This is a genomic window from Ornithinimicrobium pratense (assembly GCF_008843165.1).
In the GTDB taxonomy this organism is placed as follows: Bacteria; Actinomycetota; Actinomycetes; order Actinomycetales; family Dermatophilaceae; genus Ornithinicoccus; species Ornithinicoccus pratensis.
Genome location: NZ_CP044427.1, coordinates 3348365 through 3368910 on the forward strand (window position 1 = coordinate 3348365; position 20546 = coordinate 3368910).

18 protein-coding genes are annotated in these 20546 nt (G+C 72.0%); 9 read left to right on the top strand and 9 right to left on the bottom strand.

Going from position 1 to position 20546, the window contains the following annotated elements; genetic code table 11:
- Positions 1-24: 24 nt before the first annotated feature.
- A complete protein-coding gene (locus tag FY030_RS15355) occupies positions 25-546 on the bottom strand; it encodes a LiaF domain-containing protein (RefSeq protein WP_192498644.1) in 522 nt (173 codons plus the stop codon).
- A gap of 104 nt (positions 547-650) precedes the next feature.
- Here FY030_RS15355 and FY030_RS15360 point away from each other — a divergent pair, with 104 nt between their 5' ends.
- A complete protein-coding gene (locus tag FY030_RS15360) occupies positions 651-1655 on the top strand; it encodes an aldo/keto reductase family protein (protein ID WP_158062393.1) in 1005 nt (334 codons plus the stop codon).
- Between the two features lie 109 nt (positions 1656-1764).
- Here the strand turns inward: FY030_RS15360 and FY030_RS15365 are convergent, their stop codons facing one another.
- On the bottom strand, positions 1765-2337 hold the full coding sequence (locus FY030_RS15365) for a LiaF domain-containing protein (protein WP_158062394.1): 573 nt from the start codon (positions 2335-2337) through the stop codon (positions 1765-1767).
- Between the two features lie 78 nt (positions 2338-2415).
- Between FY030_RS15365 and FY030_RS15370 the strand changes: the two genes are divergently transcribed.
- The 3 genes from FY030_RS15370 to FY030_RS15380 all read left to right on the top strand — a co-directional run bounded on the left by FY030_RS15370 (position 2416) and on the right by FY030_RS15380 (position 5261).
- Positions 2416-3573, top strand: a complete 1158-nt coding sequence (locus FY030_RS15370) for a MalY/PatB family protein (RefSeq protein WP_158062395.1) — start codon at positions 2416-2418, stop codon at positions 3571-3573.
- 91 nt (positions 3574-3664) lie between these two features.
- Positions 3665-4120: a DUF3072 domain-containing protein gene (locus FY030_RS17230; protein WP_158062396.1), complete on the top strand. Its 456-nt coding sequence runs from the start codon at positions 3665-3667 to the stop codon at positions 4118-4120.
- Positions 4121-4205: 85 nt separating this feature from the next.
- Positions 4206-5261: a saccharopine dehydrogenase gene (locus FY030_RS15380; protein ID WP_158062397.1), complete on the top strand. Its 1056-nt coding sequence runs from the start codon at positions 4206-4208 to the stop codon at positions 5259-5261.
- Positions 5262-5297: 36 nt separating this feature from the next.
- Here the strand turns inward: FY030_RS15380 and FY030_RS15385 are convergent, their stop codons facing one another.
- Positions 5298-6206: a LysR family transcriptional regulator gene (locus FY030_RS15385; RefSeq protein ID WP_192498645.1), complete on the bottom strand. Its 909-nt coding sequence runs from the start codon at positions 6204-6206 to the stop codon at positions 5298-5300.
- A 126-nt stretch (positions 6207-6332) separates the two neighbouring features.
- Between FY030_RS15385 and FY030_RS16470 the strand changes: the two genes are divergently transcribed.
- Together FY030_RS16470 and FY030_RS15390 are read left to right on the top strand one after the other, a co-directional pair.
- On the top strand, positions 6333-6491 hold the full coding sequence (locus tag FY030_RS16470) for a hypothetical protein (RefSeq protein WP_192498646.1): 159 nt from the start codon (positions 6333-6335) through the stop codon (positions 6489-6491).
- A 55-nt stretch (positions 6492-6546) separates the two neighbouring features.
- Positions 6547-7743: a thiolase family protein gene (locus FY030_RS15390; protein ID WP_158062399.1), complete on the top strand. Its 1197-nt coding sequence runs from the start codon at positions 6547-6549 to the stop codon at positions 7741-7743.
- 190 nt (positions 7744-7933) lie between these two features.
- On the opposite strand, the gene FY030_RS15395 is transcribed toward FY030_RS15390, so the two are convergent.
- From FY030_RS15395 to FY030_RS15410, 4 genes are read right to left on the bottom strand one after another with little or no spacing between them, the layout of a single operon-like run.
- The gene (locus FY030_RS15395; RefSeq protein ID WP_202879719.1) at positions 7934-9469 is read right to left on the bottom strand and encodes an acyl-CoA mutase large subunit family protein; all 1536 of its coding nucleotides are present in this window, start codon (positions 9467-9469) and stop codon (positions 7934-7936) included.
- On the bottom strand, positions 9466-11019 hold the full coding sequence (locus tag FY030_RS15400) for an AMP-binding protein (protein WP_158062400.1): 1554 nt from the start codon (positions 11017-11019) through the stop codon (positions 9466-9468). Before FY030_RS15400 ends, FY030_RS15395 begins: the two co-directional genes overlap by 4 nt.
- Before the next feature lie 4 nt (positions 11020-11023).
- Entirely contained in the window at positions 11024-13249 is a 2226-nt protein-coding gene (locus FY030_RS15405) for an acetate--CoA ligase family protein (protein ID WP_158062401.1), read from the bottom strand.
- Positions 13246-15624, bottom strand: coding sequence for a bifunctional salicylyl-CoA 5-hydroxylase/oxidoreductase (locus tag FY030_RS15410; protein WP_158062402.1), 2379 nt, complete (start codon positions 15622-15624; stop codon positions 13246-13248). The genes FY030_RS15405 and FY030_RS15410 overlap by 4 nt, the downstream gene beginning before the upstream one ends.
- An 85-nt stretch (positions 15625-15709) precedes the next feature.
- On the opposite strand from FY030_RS15410, the gene FY030_RS15415 reads away from it, so the two are divergent.
- The gene (locus tag FY030_RS15415; protein ID WP_158062403.1) at positions 15710-16477 is read left to right on the top strand and encodes an SDR family NAD(P)-dependent oxidoreductase; all 768 of its coding nucleotides are present in this window, start codon (positions 15710-15712) and stop codon (positions 16475-16477) included.
- 20 nt (positions 16478-16497) lie between these two features.
- Positions 16498-17337: a DsbA family oxidoreductase gene (locus tag FY030_RS15420; RefSeq protein ID WP_158062404.1), complete on the top strand. Its 840-nt coding sequence runs from the start codon at positions 16498-16500 to the stop codon at positions 17335-17337.
- 27 nt (positions 17338-17364) lie between these two features.
- Here FY030_RS15420 and FY030_RS15425 read toward each other — a convergent pair whose 3' ends face one another.
- Both FY030_RS15425 and FY030_RS16615 read right to left on the bottom strand, forming a co-directional pair.
- On the bottom strand, positions 17365-17772 hold the full coding sequence (locus FY030_RS15425; RefSeq protein ID WP_158062405.1) for an acyl-CoA thioesterase: 408 nt from the start codon (positions 17770-17772) through the stop codon (positions 17365-17367).
- Entirely contained in the window at positions 17769-19466 is a 1698-nt protein-coding gene (locus FY030_RS16615) for an AMP-binding protein (RefSeq protein ID WP_238348461.1), read from the bottom strand. The genes FY030_RS15425 and FY030_RS16615 overlap by 4 nt, the downstream gene beginning before the upstream one ends.
- Before the next feature lie 165 nt (positions 19467-19631).
- Between FY030_RS16615 and FY030_RS15435 the strand changes: the two genes are divergently transcribed.
- Positions 19632-20498 carry a PaaX family transcriptional regulator gene (locus FY030_RS15435; protein ID WP_238348462.1) on the top strand — a complete coding sequence of 289 codons (867 nt, stop codon included), beginning with the start codon at positions 19632-19634 and terminating at the stop codon, positions 20496-20498.
- Positions 20499-20546: the final 48 nt, after the last annotated feature.

Here is a 20546-nt window from a genome sequence, read left to right on the forward strand (position 1 = left end):
GCCGCCCGGGGAGGACGACCTGGCCTACTTCGGGCGGGTCCAGCGCCACCCGGAGCGCGGCTTGGTGCCGAGCGCGAAGGCGCGCACTCGGACGTCGCTCATCGTGGACCAGCCGGAGATCACCACCCGGGTGCCGGTGGGTGGGGCGCCCTGGGCCTTGGCGTCCACCTCCAGACGTGCACCACCCATGCTGGCGTTGACCTGCAGGGCGACCTCGGTGCCCGGCGGGACGACGAGGCGCAGGTTGCTCATCCACATGGCGAGCCGGATCTCGATCGTCTCGCCGGGCGCGATCACCTCGCGCAGGTCCAGCCGCACGGTGCTCATCCCGGCGTTGACCCGGGTCTCCCGGGCGAGCGGGAAGCGCCCGATCCGGTCGACCTGCCCGAAGTAGGTGTCGATCCGGTCCTGGGGCTCGCGGACGGCGCCACCGGCCCCCGCCCTCGCAGGGGGCTGGTAGGACGGGATGACCTCGGGGATGCCACCGCTCACACCGTCCGGCCGGGGCAGCGGGGGCGGCTGGTCGTCCTGCGGGCGCTGCGTCATACCGCCCACGCTACCGACACTCCGAGCCATACCCCGGGGGCAACCCACGTCCCGCGCTTCTTCCGATGCGGTTCCGGGCCGTTTCGGCACCTACTGTGACCGGTATGGAGTTTCGATACCTGGGCCGCAGCGGCCTGAAGATCAGTGAAATCACCTACGGCAACTGGCTCACCCACGGCAGCCAGGTGGAGAACGAGGTGGCGCACCGGTGCGTGCGGGCCGCGCTGGACGCGGGGATCAGCACCTTCGACACCGCGGACGTCTACGCCAACACCAAGGCCGAGTCCGTGCTCGGCGAGGCGCTGAAGGGCGAGCGCCGAGAGAGCCTGGAGATCTTCACCAAGGTCTACTGGCCGACCGGGCCGGGCGGCAAGAACGACACCGGGCTCTCCCGCAAGCACATCATGGAGTCCATCGACGGCAGCCTGCGGCGGCTGCAGACCGACTACGTCGACCTCTACCAGGCCCACCGCTACGACACCGAGACGCCGCTGGAGGAGACGATGCAGGCCTTCGCCGACATCGTGCGGGCCGGCAAGGCGCTCTACATCGGCGTCAGCGAGTGGACCGCCGACCAGATCCGCGAGGGGCACGCGCTCAGCAAGCAGCTCGGCTTCCAGCTCATCTCCTCCCAGCCGCAGTACTCCATGCTGTGGCGGGTCATCGAGCCCGAGGTCGTCCCGACCTGCGAGGAGCTGGGCATCTCCCAGATCGTCTGGAGCCCGATGGCCCAGGGCGTACTGTCCGGCAAGTACCTCCCCGGCCAGCAGCCCACCGAGGGCCGCGCCGCCGACGAGGCCATGGGCAAGGGCATGCAGGGCTTCATGTCCGATGACGTGCTGACGGCCGTGCAGGAGCTGAAGCCGCTGGCGCAGGAGGCCGGGCTGACCATGCCGCAGCTGGCAGTCGCCTGGGTCCTGCAGAACCCGAACGTCGCCGCCGCGCTGATCGGCGCCTCCCGGCCCGAGCAGGTCGAGGACAACGTCAAGGCGGCCGGGGTGAAGCTCGACGCCGACCTGATGGCCAAGATCGACGAGGTGCTCGGCGACGCCGCCGTGCGCGACCCGGGCAAGACGGCCGAGCGGGCGCCGCAGCAGCGCGTGGCCTGACCGCGTGGCCTGACGGCGTCGGGCTCAGCCCACTGCCGCAGCACACCGGGCGGTTCCGCCGCGACATCGTGGTCCTCCTGACGACCACGATGTCGCGGCCGGGCCGCGCTCAGCGCACCCGCAGCCAGCGCCACCCCCTGGGCGGCTGCGCGCCAGCGGCGATCTCGCGCACCCGGACCTCGCCGAAGACCGAGTTGACGTGCACCACCAGCCGGGCGCCGGTGCGCGGCGCCTGGCCCTGGGGGGTGGTCTCGGCGCGGACGTCGCCGAAGACGGTGCCGCCGTTGACCTCGACGTCGGTGCCCGGCGGCACCGCGATCCGCACGTCCCCGAACATCGACCAGCTGGTCACCTCGAGGGTCTCCCCGGGTTGCAGGACCTCGCGCAGGTCGAGCTTGACGTCACCGAAGAGCTGGTAGAAGGAGCTGCGGCGGCTGGCGCTCCAGCGTCCCTTGCGGACGACGTCGCCGAAGACCGACCAGATCTCCTCGCTCTCGCGGCGGGCAGGCAGGTTGGCCGAGCCGTACTGCGGCAGGGGCGCCACCTGGCCGGGGACCACCTCCGCCGGGGGCTGTGCGCCCTGTGGAGTGGGGAGCGGCGGTGGCGCCGGCTCCCCCCACGTGTACGGCACCTCGCTCGGGCCCTCCCACGGACGCCCCTGCTCACCCGGTCGCTGCGACATACCCCAAACCTAGCCTGTGCAGCGTGAGCGGGACACCAGCCTTTCCCACGTTCGCGGGCATGGGGCAAGGTGGGCGGCATGGCCTCCCCCTTCGACCTGACCCTGGAACAGCTGCGCGAGCACCGGTCCGCCAAGTGGAGCCGGGTGCCGGCCGACGTGCTGCCCGCCTGGACCGCCGAGATGGATGTGCGCACGGCGCCCGCGATCACCGACGCCCTGCACCTGGCGGTGGAGCGTTCGGACTTCGGATATGCCGGAGACCCGGCCCCTGTGATCAGCGCCTTCACCGGATTCGCCCGGGACACCTGGGGCTGGGACCCGGCCGAGGGTGGGGGCACGATGCGGCTGTTCGCCGACGTGGGCCAGGCCGCGATCGAGGTGCTCCGCGCGGTGACGTCGCCGGGTGACCGGGTGATCATCAACCCGCCGGTCTACCTGTCCTTCTACCCCTGGCTGCAGTCCGTCGGGGTGGAGCCGCTGGAGGTGCCGCTGCTCGACGTCGCCTCCGGTGGGCGCCTGGACCTGGCGGGTATGGAGCACGCCCTTGCCTCGGGTGCGCGCGTGGTGCTGCTCTGCACCCCGCACAACCCGCTCGGGCATGTCTACACGCAGGAGGAGCTGGCGGCGGTCGCCGACCTGGCCGCGGCGCACGACGCGCTGGTGATCTCCGATGAGATCCACGCCCCCCTGGTGCACCCCGGCAGCCCCACGCCGTTCCGCCCGTTCCTCACCGTCTCGGAGGCGGCCCGGCGGGTCGGGATCGCGCTGCACTCCCCGTCCAAGGCGTGGAACATCGCGGGCCTGAAGACCGCGATCGGGATCACGGCCACCCCGGGCCGCTGGCCCGGTCTGCGCGAGGATCTGGACTGGTCTTCCTCGATCCTGGGGCAGTACGCAGCGGTCGCCGCCTACACCGACAGCCGGGAGTGGTTGGGGACTGTCCGGGCTGAGGTCGAGCAGCGCACCCACCAGCTGGTCGACCTGCTCGCCGAGCATCTGCCGGCCGTGCGGTACACCCCCGGGCACGCCTCATACCTGGCCTGGTTGGACTGCCGCGACCTGGGCCTGGGCGACAACCCGGCGGCGACCTTCCTCGAACGGGGCAAGGTGGCGCTCTCGCCCGGGCCGGCCTTCGGGATCGGCGGTGCCGGGTTCGCCCGGCTCAACATCGGCACCAGCCAGGAGCTGATGACCGAGGCGGTGCGGCGGATGGCGGCGGCCCTCCACTCGGGGTGACGTACCGCACCCGGGGGGACACCGCGACCGCCCGACGGCGCCCGTCACGGATCGGGTCGCCCGTGTCGGACCCCGGGTCTAGCGTGGCGACATGACATTCCCGACCGACCCTACGCAGCCGCCGCTCGACGTGCCGGAGAGCGACCCGACCGGCAACCCCGGCCCCGACACCCCGGCCCCGTCGCAACCCGTCGCCGACCCCCCGCAGGAGCCGCTGCCGGGGTCAGTGCCCCAGCCAGGTCCGGGGCCGGAGCCGGGCGCCGATCCGGCCCCGGAGCCGCTGCCGAGGGCGGCCGCCAATAACGCCCAGGCCTCCGAGGTGCTCGGTTCCTCCACGCCACAGGATGACCCGGGCCAGCTCCAGCGTGACCCCGAGGAGTGGGTGACCGGAGACGACCCGGCGACCGAGGCCCAGAAGTCCTACCTCGACCGGCTCGCCAGCAGCGCCGGCGAGCAGATCCCGGCCGAGGGCCTGACGAAGGCACAGGCCTCGGAGCACATCGACCGCCTGCAGGACCGGACAGGGATAGAGCCTCGCCAGTCCTGAGGCGTCCTCCGCGGTAGGGCAGACGCGGCCCTTGCATCTGGCGCACGGTCGCGCCGCGGGGCGGGACACCTCATACCCTGTGTCCATGACCCGCCCCCACCTGTGGATCCGTGCCGAGGCCCGCCCGACCGAGCAGCGCGTGCCGATCGTCCCGGCCGACGCGCGCCGGCTGATCGAGGACGGCTTCACCGTCACCGTCGAGGAGTCCCCGACCCGGGTGATCTCGCTGGCGGAGTATGTCGAGGCCGGGTGCGCGGTGGCGCCGCGCGGCTCGTGGGTGGACGCGCCAGAGGGGGCCGTGGTCGTCGGCATCAAAGAGCTGCCGGAGGACCCGGACGACCTCGCACACACGCATGTCTTCTTCGCCCACGCCTACAAGGGCCAGGAGGGCGCCGATCGGGTGCTCGACCGGTTCCGCCGCGGGGGCGGGGAGCTGCTGGACGTGGAGTACCTCACCGTGGACGGCAAGCGGGTCGTCGCCTTCGGCTTCTGGGCCGGGTATGTCGGCGCCGCACTGGCCGTGCTGCGGCACCGCGGTCTGCTGACCGGCGGGGTCTCGCCGATGTCCCGCGAGGAGCTGGACGCGATGCTGCAGCAGGGGCCCGCGCTGGCCTCGGGCGCCCCGGCAGGTGCCACGGCCGAGCCGGAACGGGCGCTGGTCATTGGGTCCCAGGGCCGGTCGGGCACCGGCGCGATGGCGGCGTTGGCGGTGGCCGGCTGCGCCCTCACCCGCTGGGACCGGGCCGACACCGAGGTCATCGACAAGAACGCGCTGCTGGCGCACGACATCATGGTCAACTGCGTCGCCAGCGACCGGCCGCGGGAGCCCTTCCTCGCGACGGCCGATGTCGACGTCCCGCGCCGGCTGCGGACGGTCGCCGACGTGACCTGTGACGTCACCTCCGAGGCCAACCTGCTGCCGTTCAACACCGCGATCACCACCTGGGAGGAGCCGGTCCGGGCCTTCGGGTCGGTCGGCAACCCGCTGGAGGTCATCGCCATCGACAACCTGCCCTCGCTGCTGCCGCGCGAGTCCTCGGAGTCGTTCTCGGCCGAGCTCACCCCGCTGCTGCCCGACCTGGCCGACCGGCAGGGCCCGTGGGCGGCCAGCCTGGAGTGGTTCCGACGGCACCTGCGCTGAGCCGCGGCCGGGTGTCGACCTGGCCGGGATGGGGCTCTAGGTCTCCAGGTCGGCCCAGGCCCGGCGGATCGCCCGCACAGCGGCCTCCACCGCGGGGCGGCGCTCGGCGGCCTGCCGGTGGGCCAGGAAGACCCGCCGGGTGGGGGGATCGTGCAGGGGGAGCACCACCACCGAGTCCGGGACGAGATCTCGACCCAGCCGGGGGACGAGGGTGACACCAAACCCGGCTCCTGCCAACGCCAGCTTGCCGGGGTAGGTGTCCACGGTGGCCCCGATCCGATAGCTCAGCCCCGCCTCGCGCAGGGTGCCCAGCAACCAGTCGCTGTAGACGCCTGGCGTGTCGTCGATCCAGGTCTGGCCGTCCAGCTCGTGCAGGTCCACCCGCCCGTCCCGGCGTCGGGGCAGGCTCATCCCGACCGGGGCCACGAGGTCCACGACGTCCTGGCCGATGTCGTGGGTGCTCAGTCCGGCCGGGAGGGTCAGCCGGTAGTCGGTCCAGTCGTGGACGACGGCGAGGTCCAGCTGCCCCCCGCGGACCAGGTCCAGGCTCAGCTCGGGCTCTGCCTCCCGGATCGTCGGCGCGAGGTGCGGATGCGCCCGCCTCAGGTCGGTCAGCGCGGCGGGGAGCAGCGCCCGCACCGCCGTCGCGAAGGCCCCCACCACCAGGGGGCCGGAGACGTCCTTCGTCAGGCGTTCCAGCTCAGCCCGGGCTGACTCATCGAGCCGCTGGACCTCCTCGGCCATCCGCACCAGCACGGCGGCCGCGTCGGTGGGCGCCAGGTTGCGCCCACGCCGCACCAGGACCGCCTGCCCGGCCTCCTGCTGGAGCCGGGCCAGCTGCTGGCTGACGGCTGAGGGCGTCAGCCCCATGAGGTCCGCCGCTGCCACCAGCGTCCCCTCCTCGACGACCGTCCGCAGGGTGCGCAGGTGCTCAGGGTTAAACATGTAGCAATCCTTACACATATACCCTAAACATATTCACTTGTGCTGCACGGTTTTTTCGCAGATGCTGGGGTTCTCGGGCCCGGTGACACTGTGGCTGGGCCGATCCACGATCTGAAGGGATTTCTCATGTTCTTCGCGATGGCCGTCACCGCCGTCCTGGGTCTATCCGTCCTCGGCCAGCACGCCTCGGGCTACACCTGCGAGCAGGGGACCGTGCTGCGCGGGCTCAAGGTGCTCACCGACTTCGGTGCCAACAACCTGCGGCCGGTGGACCACCTGCGCTGAGGCGGGCAGAGCGACACCGTCCACGTCTGTGGGCGGCACCCGGCATGATGGACTCATGCTCGGTGAAGAGGTCTTCCTGCTCGACGCTGTCCGCACCCCGTTCGGCAAGCTGCGCGGCGGCCTGTCGCACGTGCGCACCGACGACCTGGCCGCAGTGCCCCTGCGCTCGTTGCTGGAGCGTCACCCGGGGCTGGACCCGGCGCGGGTCGAAGACGTCTACTACGGCAACACCAACGGCGCAGGCGAGGAGAACCGCAACGTGGCCCGGATGGCGGCCCTGCTGGCCGGCCTGCCGGTGACCGTGCCGGGAGCGACGACCAACCGGCTGTGCGCCTCGGGCTCGGAGGCCCTGGTCCAGGCCGCCCGCTCGATCGCCGTGGGGGACGCGGACCTGGTGGTGGCCGGCGGGGTCGAGGGGATGAGCCGCGCTCCCTATGTGCTGCCCAAGCCCGACGAGGCGCTGCCCCGTGCCGTGGAGCTGCACCAGACGACGGTCGGCTGGCGGATGGTCAACCCCGCTTTCCCGGCGGAGTGGACCACCTCGCTGGGGGCCAGCGCGCAGGCCGTCGCCACCGAGCGGGGCATCGGACGCGAGGAGATGGATGAGTATGCCGTCCGCTCCCACCAGCGGGTGCACGCCGCCTACGAGGCCGCTGCGCACAAGGGCTTCGTGGAGCCGCTGGAGGGGGTGGAGCGCGACGAGTCGCTGCGGCCGGCGGCCTCCATGGAGACCTTGGGCGCGCTGCGGCCGGCCTTCACCCGGGACGGCACGGTGACCGCCGGCAACTCCTCCCCGGTCAACGACGGCGCGATGGCGGCCCTGGTCGGCACGGCGGCGATGGCGCAGGAGCTGGGGCTGGAGCCGATCGCCCGGATCGTGGCCTCCCGCACGGTTGCGGTGTCCCCGGAGCAGTTCGCGGTCGCCCCGGTGCCGGCCATCCGGCAGCTGCTGGAGCGGACCGGCAAGGGCTTCGGCGACGTCGACCTGTGGGAGATCAACGAGGCTTTCGCCGCGATGGTGCTCTCCACGCTGCACGACCTGCCCGAGCTGGGCCGTGACGCCCTCGAGTCCCACGTCAACGTCAACGGCGGCGCGATCGCGATCGGTCACCCGCTGGGGGCGAGCGCCCCCCGCGTGGTCGTCGACCTGGCTAGAGAGCTGCGCCGGCGCGGTGGCGGCATCGGCGTCGCAGCAGCCTGCATCGGCGTCGGCCAGGGCACGGCGCTGATGATCGAGGTCCCCCGCCCCTGACCCTGCCCCCTCCCCGACAGAACACGGGAAAAGTCCCCAAAGAACGCGCGAAGTCCACCGATCACGGTTGGCTACGCGCCAGGGTCGAGCACGAAGATCGTGGTCGCGACCCGGGTCGGTCCACGCGCGCCCGACCAGCTGCCCTGATGGGCCCTTTCGCGTGCTCTGTGAGGCCTTGTGGCGTGTTCGGTCAGAACTCGGCGGAGGGGCGCCAGGTACCCAGCTCGTCGCGGAGGACCTCGACGACCTCGCCGAGGGTGGCGTAGGCCTTGACCGCCTCGATCGTGGCCGGCATCACCGAGCGACCCTCGCGGACGTCCTGCGCCAGCTGGGCCAGCGCCGAGTCCACGGCCGTCTGGTCGCGGGTGTGCCGCAGGCGTCGCACCGACTCGGCCTGGGCCTGCTCGGTGCCGGGGTCGATGGTGAAGACCTCCAGCGGCTCGGTCGGCGCGGGGAACTTGTTCACCCCGACCACGGTCCGCTCCCCCGTCTCCACCTGCTGGGAGTGCCGGTAGGCCGCCTCCGCCAGGTCTCGCGCGAACCGGCCCGAGCCGATCGCCTCCAGCGCCCCGCCGCGCTCCTCGATGTCCTCCATCAGCGACCAGATCGAGGCCTCGAGCTCGTCGGTGAGCGTCTCCACGGCATACGCGCCGGCGAGCGGATCGAGGGTGGTGGTGAGCCCGGTCTCGAAGGCGACCACCTGCTGGGTGCGCAGCGCGAGCGTCGCGGCGTGCTCGGTCGGCACCCCGAGCGCCTCGTCGTAGGCCGAGACGTGCAGGGTCTGCACGCCGGCCAGCGCCGCGACGGTGGCCTCCACGGAGGTACGGACGACGTTGTTGAGCGGCTGCTGCGCGGTGAGCGTCGAGCCCGCGGTGAAGGCGAAGATCCGCAGCTGCTCCGAGCGCGGGTCCCGCGCGCCATACCTCTCCCGCATCAGCCGAGCCCACACCCGGCGGGCGGCACGGAACTTGGCGACCTCGGGCAGCACATCGGTGGTGATCGCCAGGAAGGTGAACAGCGTCGGGGCCACCTGGTCGACGTCGACCCCGCGCCGCACGCACTCATCGAGGTAGGCGCGCGCATTGGCGAAGGTGAAGGCGATCTCCTGCGTGGCCGAGGCCCCGGACTCGCGGATGTGGTAGCCGCTCATCGCCAGCGGGACCCAGCTCGGCGCCTCCCGGCTGACGTACTCGATGGTGTCGACGGACAACCGCAGCGAGGCCTCCGGCGGGAAGATCTGGGTGCCGCGGGCGATGAACTCCTTGAGCACGTCGTTCTGGATGAACATCCCGAACTGGTCCGGGTGCACGCCCCGCTTCTCGGCCAGCGCGACGAAGAGCGCGGCCCACAGGTAGCCGATCGAGTTCGCGGTGGTGCGGACCTGGGACAGCTCCTCCAGGGGTATGCCGTCCATCAGCACCTCGATGTCGGCCAGTGAGTCGATCGCCACCCCGACCCGGCCGACCTCGCCCGCGGCGCGCGGGTCATCGGAGTCGATGCCCATCTGGCTGGGCAGGTCCATCGCCACCGAGAAACCGGTGACCCCCGCCTCGAGCAGGGCGCGGAAGCGGACGTTGGACTCCTTGGCGGTCCCGAAGCCGGCGTACTGGCCCATGATCCAGACCTTGGGCTCAGCGCTGACCCCGCGGGAGTAGGGGTACTGGCCCGGGCGCTCGGCACCCTCCGGCGCGTAGTCGACCCGCAGCTGCGGGTCCTCCCAGCTCACGGCATACCCTCCTGCTCCTGCTCTTGTTCCAGGTCGGCGCGCAGCACCTTCTTGGCGATCTTGCCGGTGGAGTTGAGGGGGAACTCGCTCACCACCCGCACCTCCTTGGGCTTCTTGTAGGACGCCATCCGCGTGGCGCAGTGCTCGCGCACCCGCTCAGGATCGACTTCCGCGCCGGCCCGCGCGGTAACGAGCGCGACGACTCGCTGCCCCCAGTCGGCGTCGGCGACCCCCACCACCGCGACCTCGCCGACCTCGGGCACCTCGGCGATGACCTCCTCGACCTCGCGCGGGTAGATGTTGTAGCCGCCGGAGATGATCATGTCGCCCTTACGGTCGATGAGCCACAGATGACCGTCCCCGGAGAGGCGGCCGAGGTCACCGGTGTGCAGCCACCCGTCGACGACCGCCTTGGACAGGTCGGTCCGCTGCTCGGCGTTGTAGTAGCCGGCCATGACGTGGTCGCCGCGGGTGATCACCTCACCGACCTCCCCGTCGGGGACGGGCCGGCCGTCCTCGTCCACGACCGCGAGCTCGACCCCGAGGGCCGGGCGCCCGGCGCTGGTGAGCAGCTCGGGCTGGTCGGCCAGGCCGCGGGCGTGGTCGGTGGCGTCGAGCACAGTCACCGGGGGGATCGCCTCGACGAGCCCGTAGTACTGCACCAGGTGCGGCGTGAGCCGCTCGTGCGCGCGGCGCATCTGCTCCGGCGGCATCGGGGCACCCGCGTAACCGAGCATCTTCAGCCCGGCCAGGTCCTCGCGGGTCGTGCCGTGGGAGAGCAGCCGCGCGACCATGGTGGGCACGAGCGCGGTGTGGGTCGCGCCCCGCTCCCCGACCGCCTCCAGGAAGGTCTGCGGGTCCCAGGTCGGCAGCACGATCTGCCGGGCACCGGCGACGAAGAAGGGCAGCACGAACAGGCCGGAGGTATGGGTGACCGGCCCGGCGTGCACGTAGCAGTCGTCCGGACCGGGCGGGCCGTCGAGCACGTCGTGGGTCATGTTCACCACGGACGCGAACCAGTTGCGGTGCGTGCGCTGGGCGCCCTTGGGATGGCCGGTCGTGCCGGAGGAGTAGTGCAGGCCGCACAGGTCCCCCGGGTCGCGCACCGACAGCGGACCGGCGGTGGCCCCCGTCGCTAAGGCCTCCAGGTCGGTCTCGGGTCCCTCGCCGACGACCACGACGTGCGGCACCTGCTCACGGACCGGGGCGATGTCGTCGGCGAACCGCTCGTGGTAGATCAGGCCGCGGGCGGTGCAGTCGGTCGCGATCCGCTGCCAGTCCGAGGGGTGCAGGCGGTAGTTGAGCGCCACCCGGACCAGCCCGGCCGCGCGGATCGCCAGGTCCGTCTCCAGGTATGCCGTGCTGTTGCTCTGCAGGTCCAGCACCCGATCACCAGGCTCCAGGCCGAGCGCCCTCAGGCCGCTCGCGATGCGGGTGACCCGGTCGGCCAGCTCGGCAAAGCTGCGGCGGTCGGCAGCGGTCGACCCCTCGACCGCCACGCGGTCGCCGAACCGGCGACCGGCGCGGGTGAGCATCGTGCCGACGTCCATGTCTTCAGTCCTCCTCGTCGGCCAGGGCCAGGGCGGCGTCGAGGATGCGCACCCCGTCGCCCTCGGCGAGCACGGTGATGGGGTTGAGATCCAGCTCGGCGCCCGCCGGGAGCGTCGCGGCCAGGTCGGCGAGCGCGGCGATGGTGTCCACCAGGGCCGCGCGGTCGGCCGGCGGTCGACCCCGGGCGCCAGCCAAGAGCAGGCGCAGGCGGGTCTCATCCACCATCTCCTCGACATCCTGCCGGTCGATGGGCAGCAGCCGCAACGCGACGTCGGCGACGACCTCGGTGAGCACCCCGCCGACACCCACGGTGAGGATCCGGCCGAGCGGGGTGTCGGCGCTGCCGACCAGGACCTCGACACCGGGTGGCACCATCTCCTCCACGAGCACCTGCCCGGCGCTCCCGTCCGGCCCCCGCAGGGCCCCGAGCCGGTCATAGACCTCGGCCGCGCGCTCCGACGTGACGTCGAGCACGACGCCGCCGGCCTCCGACTTGTGCAGCAGGCCGGGGACGACGGCCTTGAAGACCGCCTGGCCACCAGCCTGCTCGACGGCCGCCAGGGCGTCGTCGCGGTCGCTGACGAGGCGGCCGACGGGTACCGGCAGTCCCGCGCCAGCCAGCGCCTGCTTGAGCGAGCTCTCGTCGGTGTGCGCCCAGAGGTCGGGTGGGGCGTGCCCGGCGGGCTGGTCCCGGTCGTTGCCCCCCGCGCGGGACCCTGCCTGCACGAACTGCGCCAGGGCCGCCACCGCCCGCACGGCGCGGGCCGGTGTGGGGTAGACCGGCAGACCGGCCGCACGCATCGTGGCCGCGGCGTCGGGGGCGAGGTGGTCGGCACCGGTGCGGGTCACCACGACGGGCACGCCGGTGCGCTCCCGGACCCGGGCCAGGGCTTGGACGACGGCGTCGACGTCGGAGCCGGTGAGCACGCAGAAGCAGGCCACGATCGCGTCCACGCCTGGGTCCTGGGCGATCGTGGTCAACGCCTGGTCGAACAGGTCCGGGTTGCTCATCACCGAGGCGGTGACGTCGACCGGGTTGGCCGTGGAGCCGTACGCCGGCACGATCTGGTCCAGGTCGGCGAGCGTGTCGTCGGCGAGCGCGGCCAGCTCCAGCCCTCGGGCCTCGATCGCGTCGGCCGCCAGGATCCCCGAGCCCCCCGAGGTGGTGACCACCGCGATCCGGCGCAGGCGGGCCCCACCGGGCTGCCGCAGCGGCGCACCCGGCGCACGCCCCGGCACACCGTCGGAACCCACCTGTCGGTCCTGCACCAGCGGCACCAGCACCATCACGTCCCCGACGTCGAGCAGCTCCTCGACATCGTCCACGCGCACCACCCCGGCCCGGCGCAGCGCCGCGTCCACGACCTTGTCACCGGTCGCCAGCGCCCCGGTGTGCGACGCCGCGGCGCGCGCCCCGGCGTCGGAGCGGCCGGCCTTGAGCATCGCCACCGGCACCCCGGAGGCCGTCACCCGGGCGAGCGAGCTGAGGTCGCCCAGCGACTCGGCATACCCGAGCAGGCCGGTGCAGCGAGGTTGCTGCTCCTCGGCGAGCGCGGCCATCACCTCCGTGGCGCCGATGTCGGCCTCGTTGCCGGTGTTGACGACCCACCCCAGCCCCAACCCACGCTCGAAGGCGAGCGAGACCGCGCCATAGCCCAGAGCCCCGCTCTGGCTGACGAAGCCGATCCCGCCTGGGACCAACTGGGTCGAGGCACCGGAGAAGAGCGGGGAGAAGGAGCTCACCTGCCCGGTCGCGGTGCCGACGGTCCCGATGCAGTTGGGGCCCAATACCCGCACGCCGAGCTCGCCGGCGACCCGGACCAGCTCGTCCTGCAGGGCCGCGCCGGCCGGACCGGTCTCGGCGAAGCCGCTGGAGCAGACGATGACCACGCCGACGCCCGCGGCCGCACAGTCCTGCACCGCCGCGACCACCTTGTCGGCGGCCACCATTACCATCGCCACGTCCACCTCGCCTGCCCGGGCCGCCTCCTCGACCGAGGGATATGAGGTGAGCCCGGCAACCGGTGCCCCGTCCGGACGGACCGGGTAGATGCCGCCGGTGTAGCCGTAGCGCTGCAGGAACTGGACTGGCAGCCGACCGACGGCCCCGGCCCGGTCGCTGGCACCGACCACAGCGATGCCGCGGGCGACCCAGAGGGGGCGCAGGGCTGCAGGGCGCGCGTCCGGTCGGGCGGGAAGGGGGGAGGCGGACGCCTGCTCGGACGTCATACCCCGGGCCTCCACCGAGCGTGTCGGCTCCCGGTCTCGCCCTCACGGACCAGCTGCAGGCGCGGCTTGGGACCATCGGAGCGCCCGGTCTGCGGCTTGCGGCGACCCGCGCGCCACGGCAGCGGCCACACCGCGCCCGGACCGTCATAGTCCTGCTCGACCGCGGCGTGCAGGGTCCAGTTCGGGTTGTAGAGGTGGGCGCGGCCGACCGCGCACAGGTCGGCGCGGCCGGCGAGGACGATCGAGTTCACATCGTCCCAGGAGGAGATGATCCCCACGGCGATCGTCGGGATCCCGACCCGGTTGCGGATCGCGTCGGCGAACGGGGTCTGGTAGGAGCGGCCGAATGCGGGCTGCTCGTCGGGGGTGACCTGGCCGGAGGAGACGTCGATGGCGTCCGCGCCGGCGTCCTTGAACGCCTGGGCGATCTGCACCGCGTCCTCGACGCCGATGCCGCCCTCGACCCAGTCGGTCGCCGAGATCCGCACGGTCATCGGCCGCTCCGCGGGCCAGACCTCGCGCATCGCGGTGAAGACCTCCAGCGGGTAGCGCAGCCGCCCGGCCAGCCCAGCACCACCGCCGCCTCCGTACTCATCCGTGCGCTGGTTGGTCACCGGGGAGATGAAGGAGGAGAGGAGGTAGCCGTGGGCGCAGTGCAGCTCTAGCAGGTCGAAACCGGCTTCCGCGCCGCGTCGGGCAGCATCGACGTGCTCCTCTTTGATCGCCTCCAGGTCCTCACTGGTCAGCTCGCGCGGCACCTGGCTGCCGCCAGGGCGGTAGGGCAGCGGCGAGGGCGCGACCACCTCCCAGTTGCCCTCCTCCAGCGGCTGGTCCATGCCCTCCCACATGAGCTTGGTCGAGCCCTTGCGACCGGAGTGCCCGACCTGCAGACCGATCTTGGCGCTGCTCAGCCGGTGCACCTCGTCCACGATGCGCCGCCATGCGGCGGCCTGCTCGTCGGTCCAGATGCCGGTGCAGCCTGGGGTGATCCGCCCTTCCGGGGAGGTGCACACCATCTCGGTCATCACCAGCCCGGCGCCGCCCATCGCCTTGCCGCCCAGGTGGACCAGGTGGAAGTCGGTCGGCATCCCGTCGCCGGGTGAGACGTACATGTCCATCGGGGAGACCACGATCCGGTTGGTCAGCTCCAGCCCGCCCAGCCGGAAGGGCTGGAACATCGGCGGGGTGTCCGGCCGTCCGCCCGGGGTGGTGCGGGCGAACCAGTCGTCGATCTGCCGCACGAACTCCGGGTCGCGGACCTTGAGGTTGTCGTGGGTGACCCGCCGGCTGCGGGTCATGATGTTGAAGGCGAACTGCTCGGGCTCCTGGTCCATGTACTGGTCCAGGTTCTCGAACCACTCCAGGGAGGCCTGGGCGGCGCGCTGGGTCGACTCCACGACCGGCTTGCGCTCCTCCTCGTAGGCACTGAGTGCCGCGTCGAGGTCGTCGTGCTCGTGCAGGCAGGCGGCCAGGGCCAGGGCGTCCTCCATCGCCAGCTTGGTGCCCGAGCCGATCGAGAAGTGGGCGGTATGCGCCGCGTCGCCGAGGATGACGATGTTGCCGCGCTCCCCGGCCCGCCAGGTCTCGTTGCGGATCGTGGTGAAGGTGATCCAGCGGGAGTTGTTGGCCATCACCTCGTGGCCCTCGAAGATGTCGGCGCACAGCTCCTGGACCCGGGCGATCGACTCCTCGTCGCTCTCCCCCGGCACCCAGGCCCGGTCTTCGGCGTGGTCGAACCCGGCCGCGCGCCATACGTCCTCGCGCATCTCCAGGATGAAGGTGGAGCCGGTCGCGTCGTAGGGGTAGCCGTGGACCTGCATCACCCCCCACTGGGTGCGCAAGACGTAGAACTTGAAGGCGTCGAAGACCTTGGTGGTCCCGAGCCACATGTACTTGCAGGTGCGGGCGTCCAGGGTGGGCCGGAAGGTGTCCTGGTAGCGGTGCCGGACGCCGGAGTTGAGCCCGTCGGCGGCCAGCACCAGGTCGTAGTCGGCAGCCAGCTCGTCCACGTCGGGGGCCTGGGAGCGGAAGTGCAGGGTGATGCCCAGCTCCCGGCAGCGGGCCTGCAGGATCTCCAGCAGCCGCTTGCGGGTCATCGCCGCGAAGCCGTGACCGCCGGAGGTCCAGACCTGCCCGTCCAGGTGGACGTCGATGTCGTCCCAGCGCGCGAACTCCGCTTCCATCGCCTCGTAGACCGCGCGGTCGGCGTGCTCGATGCCGCCGAGGGTCTCGTCGGAAAAGACGACGCCGAAGCCGAAGGTGTCGTCGGGAGCGTTCCGCTCCCACACCGTGATCTCGTGGGACGGGTCCAGCGCCTTGGTCAGCGCGGCGAAGTACAGCCCGCCCGGACCCCCACCGATGATCGCGATGCGCATCCGGGACTCCTTCGTCGTTGTCGGTACCAGCCTGGCCAGACTATGTTGGATTCGAAACGGTCGTCAACAAGACAGGATAATTGCCATGGAGGTCGGGTCGTTCGCCGGCAAGGTCGTGGTCGTCACCGGCGGTACGGGGGGCATCGGGCGCGCCGTGTGCGAGGGCTTTGCCGAGCAGGGCGCCTCGGTCGCCGTCCTGGACGTGCGCGGCACCGAGCAGGTGGCGAGCGAGGTCTCAAAGCGGTATGGCGTGCCCGCAGAGGGGTACGAGCTCGACGTCAGCGACCGCTCGGCGGTGGTGCGGGTGATGGACGCCGTCGTCGCCGACCTGGGCGGGCTGGACGTGCTGGTCACCCTGGCCGGCGGGTCGCTGGGCACCCCCAAGGGACTGGATGAGATCGAGGAGGAGCACGTCGACCTGGTGGTGGACGTCAACGTCAAGGGCACCTTCTACTGCGCGCAGGCGGCGCTGGCCCGGATGCCCGACGACGGCGCCGTCGTCACCGTCTCCTCGATCGGCGGCCGCCAGCCGTCTCCGGTGACCGGCGTCCCGTATGCCGCGTCCAAGGCCGCCGTGCTGGGCCTGACCCGTCGGCTGGCCAGGGAGGTGGGCGGCCGGGGGCAACGGGTCAACGCCGTTGCACCAGGGCTCTTCCTCACCGGCCGGCTGCAGCAGATGTATGACGAGATGCCCGCCGCCGAGCGCGACGAGGTGCTCGGCGCCATTCCGCTGGGTCGTTTCCCCGAGCTGCGCGAGATCGTCGACCCGGTGCTCTTCCTGGCCGGACCGGGGGCGTCATACATCACCGGGGTCGTGCTCGACGTCAACGGCGGGCGGTTCATGCCGCTCTGACCGCCACGTACGCTGGTGGGGTGCGTATCGATGTGTGGTCCGACCTGCTCTGCCCGTTCTGCCACCTGGGGCGGCGCCATCTCGCGCTTGCCCTGACGGAGTTCGAGCACGCCGACCAGGTCTCGGTGATCTGGCACAGCTACCAGTTGGACCCGGACGCCCCGGCCACGCTCGAGGGCAGCAATGTCCAGCGCCTCGCGGAGAAGTACGGCGTCGACCGCGACCAGATGGTCGCCACCCAGGAGCAGCTGGCCGCGGACGCTGCGGAGGTGGGGCTGGACTACCGGTGGGAGCAGACGGTCGGCGGCAACTCCTACGACGCCCACCGGGTCATCCACCTCGCCCGCTTCCAGGGCCTAGAGGAGGCCGTGACCAGCCGCATCATGCAGGCCTGGTTCACCGAGGGCCGCTCGATCGGCGACCAGGACGTCCTCGTCGAGCTGGCCGCGGACGCCGGGCTGGACCCCGAGGATGTCCGCGGCGTGCTGGCGCAGGACTCCTTCGGCGCTGAGGTCCGCGCAGACATCGACCTGGCGACCCGGATCGGGATCTCCGCCGTGCCAACGTTCGTGCTCGACCAGAAGTTCGGCGTCACTGGCGTCCAGCCGGTCGAGACGATGGTCGGCGCGCTGCGCTACGCCTGGGCGGACCAGGGCAACACCGCCGGCGGCGGCTGCGGCGGCAACTGCGGCTGCGGCGGTGGCGCACCCGCCGAGCAGGTGGCGCCGGAGCCGGCCGCGCAGGGCGGCTGCGGCTCAGGGGCCTGCGGCTGCGGCGGCGGCGCACCCGCCGAGTCCGCGCGCGAGCCGGAACCGGCCGCGGTGGGCGGCTGCGGCTCAGGGACCTGCGGCTGCCGCTGACGGCGGGGCCCTGATGGGCGCCCGCGGCTACCCGTCCGCGTGGCTCTCCAGCCGTTCGCGGACCTCGGGCGGCCAGGGGCATGCGCCGCCTGCGGACCCCGCCGAGTCCACGGCACCGACGTTGACGCAGATCATCCGGCCCCGGGCCGCCGCGCCGCGCGGGCCCACGACCTCGAAGGCGTAGGCCAGCGAGGAGGTCCCGACCTTCTCGACCCACAGCGTCGTGCCCACCTGCTCCCGGAACCACAGCCGGTCCAGGTAGTCCACCTCGTACCGGACCCGGGGTGCGGTGCCGAAGAGGTCCAGCAGACCCAGCTCCTCGTGCAGGGCGTTCTCGGCGGCCTCCACCCACCGGATGACCGCCGAGTGGTGGTAGTGGCCGGCCGCGTCGGTGTCGACCCAGTCGACGGTGCGGGTGACGACGACCTGGGTCACGAGGGGACCGCCCCCGGCGACGGCGAGCCCGTGGCTGCCGCCGCCTCCGTGCGCAGCACGAACCGCTGCACCTTCCCGGTCGAGGTCCGCGGCAGCGCATCGAGGAACTCAATCTTGCGCGGGTACTTGTACGGCGCGATGATGCCCTTCACGTGGTCCTGCAGGGCCTTACGCAGCGTCGCCTCGCCGTCCTCCCCACCCAGCTGCCCAAGGCCGCCGCGCGGCACGACGTAGGCCTTGACGACATACCCCCGCTCCTCGTCGGGGGCGGCGACCACGGCGCACTCCATCACCTCCGGGTGGGAGATCAGCGCCTCCTCCACCTCGGTGCCGGAGATGTTGTAGCCCGAGCTGATGATCATGTCGTCCGAGCGGGCCTGATACCAGAAATAGCCGTCCTCGTCCCGGATGAAGGTGTCGCCGGTGATGTTCCAGCCGTCCTGGACGTAGACGCTCTGCCGCTCGTCGGCGAGGTAGCGGCACCCGGTCGGGCCCTTGACCGCGAGCCGTCCAGCCACGCCGTCGGGGGCATCCCGCCCGGCCTTGTCGACGATCTTGGCCTGGTAACCGGGCACCGGCCGCCCGGTCGAGCCGGGCCGGATCTCGTCGTCGGAGGAGCCGATGAAGATGTGCAGCATCTCGGTCGAGCCGATGCCGTCGATGAGCTTGAGCCCCGTGGCCTCGTGGAACTCCTCCCACGTCGCGCGCGGCAGGTGCTCCCCCGCCGAGACCGCGCGGCGCAGGCCGGTCAGCGCCGGCGCCCTGCCCTTGGCCAACATCGCCTTGTATGCCGTGGGCGCGGTGAAGCAGACGGTGGCCCCCAGCTCCTGGATCAGGTCGACCAGCTGCTCCGGGGTCGCCTTCTCGACCATGATCGTGCTGGCCCCGACCCGCAGCGGGAAGATGACCAGCCCGCCCAGACCGAAGGTGAAGGCGATGGGCGGTGTGCCGATGAAGACGTCGGCCGGCTGCGGTTTGAGCACGTAGCGGGAGAAGGTGTCGGCGTTGGCCAGGATGTCGCGGTGAAAGTGCATCGTGGCCTTGGGGCGGCCGGTCGTGCCGGAGGTGAAGGCCAACATCGAGACGTCGTCGGCGGCGGTCGCAACATCCTCGAAGGTGGCCGGCTTGTCCTGCGCCATGGCCAGGATGTCCTCCAGGCCCTCGCTCGTATCCTCGCGCTCTCCTCGCCGCTCCGTGTCCTCGGTCGCGCTCCTCGGCGCTGCGGGCCTCGCTCGTCCCTCGCTCGTATCCTCGCGCTCTCCTCGCCGCTCCGACCCGCCGTAGGTCAGCGTCCGCAACCCGGGGATCTGCGAGTTGAGCAGGTCCTTGGTGAACCGGTGGTCGCACACGGCCAGGTTGAAGTTGCCGATCTCGCAGATCGTCCGCAGCTCCTTGGAGCGCAGCATCGGCATCGTCGGGACGATCACCGCGCCGGCCTTGAGTGCGGCAATCCAGATCGCCACCAGCCACGGGTTGTTCGGCCCGCGCAGCAGCACCCGGTTGCCGGGCACGAGGCCCAGGTCGTCGACGAAGACGTGCGCGATCCGGTTGGCATGTTCGCGCAGCTCGCCGTAGGTCCAGCGGGTGCCGTCGGGCGCGAGGATGCACGGACGGTCGGCCCCGCCCCGGTCGATCACGTCGTCCAGCAGCACCGTGCCGACGTTGAGCTGCGCCGGGTACTGCACCTCGGGCACGTCGAAGATGAACTCCGGCCATAGCTCGCGGGGGGCAGGTTGTCCCGGCAGAAGGTGTCGACGTGCGCGCTCGGCGAGAGCGACAGGGGACCGTCCGGCATCAGGAGACCTCTCTTCTCGGCACCTTCGGCGACGGTGCCCGGTGCCTCCCAGTATGTTAGCTGTGTGACGACAGTCAAGGGCACGACATCACAAGCGGGTGACACCGGTCGCCCCGGGACCGCGGTCGACGCGGGCCTGCGCGCGCTCATCGTGACCATCTACGGCCTCTACGCCCGCGAGGTCGGGGGCTGGCTGAGCGTCAGTACCCTCATCCGGCTGATGACCCGCCTGGACGTGGACGAGCCGGCGGTACGCTCCTCGATCTCCCGGCTCAAGCGCCGCGGCATCCTGGAGCCGGAGCGGATCGACGGCCGGGCGGGCTACGCCCTGTCCGCCCAGGCCCGCGAGATCCTTGACGCCGGTGACCGGCGCATCTTCCGCCGCCGCAGGGGGACCGTCGACGAGGGCTGGGTGCTGGCCGTCTTCAGCGTTCCGGAGTCCGAGCGCCGCCGGCGGCATACCCTGCGCTCGCGGCTGTCCTGGCTGGGCTTCGGCTCGGTCGGCCCCGGCGTCTGGGTGGCGCCGGCCCACCTCTACGACGAGGCGCGCGAGATGTTGCTGCGCGAGGACCTGGCTGAGTATGTCGACCTGTTCCAGGCCACCTACCTCGGCTTCTCCGCCGCGGCCGAGGAGGTGGCCCGCTGGTGGGACCTGGAGGGCCTGGGCGAGCTCTACGAGCAGTTCTACGCCGAGCACGCCCCGGTGCTGGCGAGCTGGCGGGCCCGGCGAGGCAAGGACGACGCGGGTATGGCGTTCGCCGACTACGTGCGCGTGCTCACCGCCTGGCGGCGCCTGCCCTACCTCGACCCGGGCCTGGCCCCCGAGCTGCTCCCTCGGGACTGGGCCGGGACGCGGTCGGCCGACCTGTTCTTCGCGCTGCAGCGCCGGCTCGAGGGCCCCTCGCACCGGTTCGTGGACGAGGTCAGCTGAGGCGTCCCACCTCGACCGGCGACACGGCCCGCGCGCAACCGGCGACAC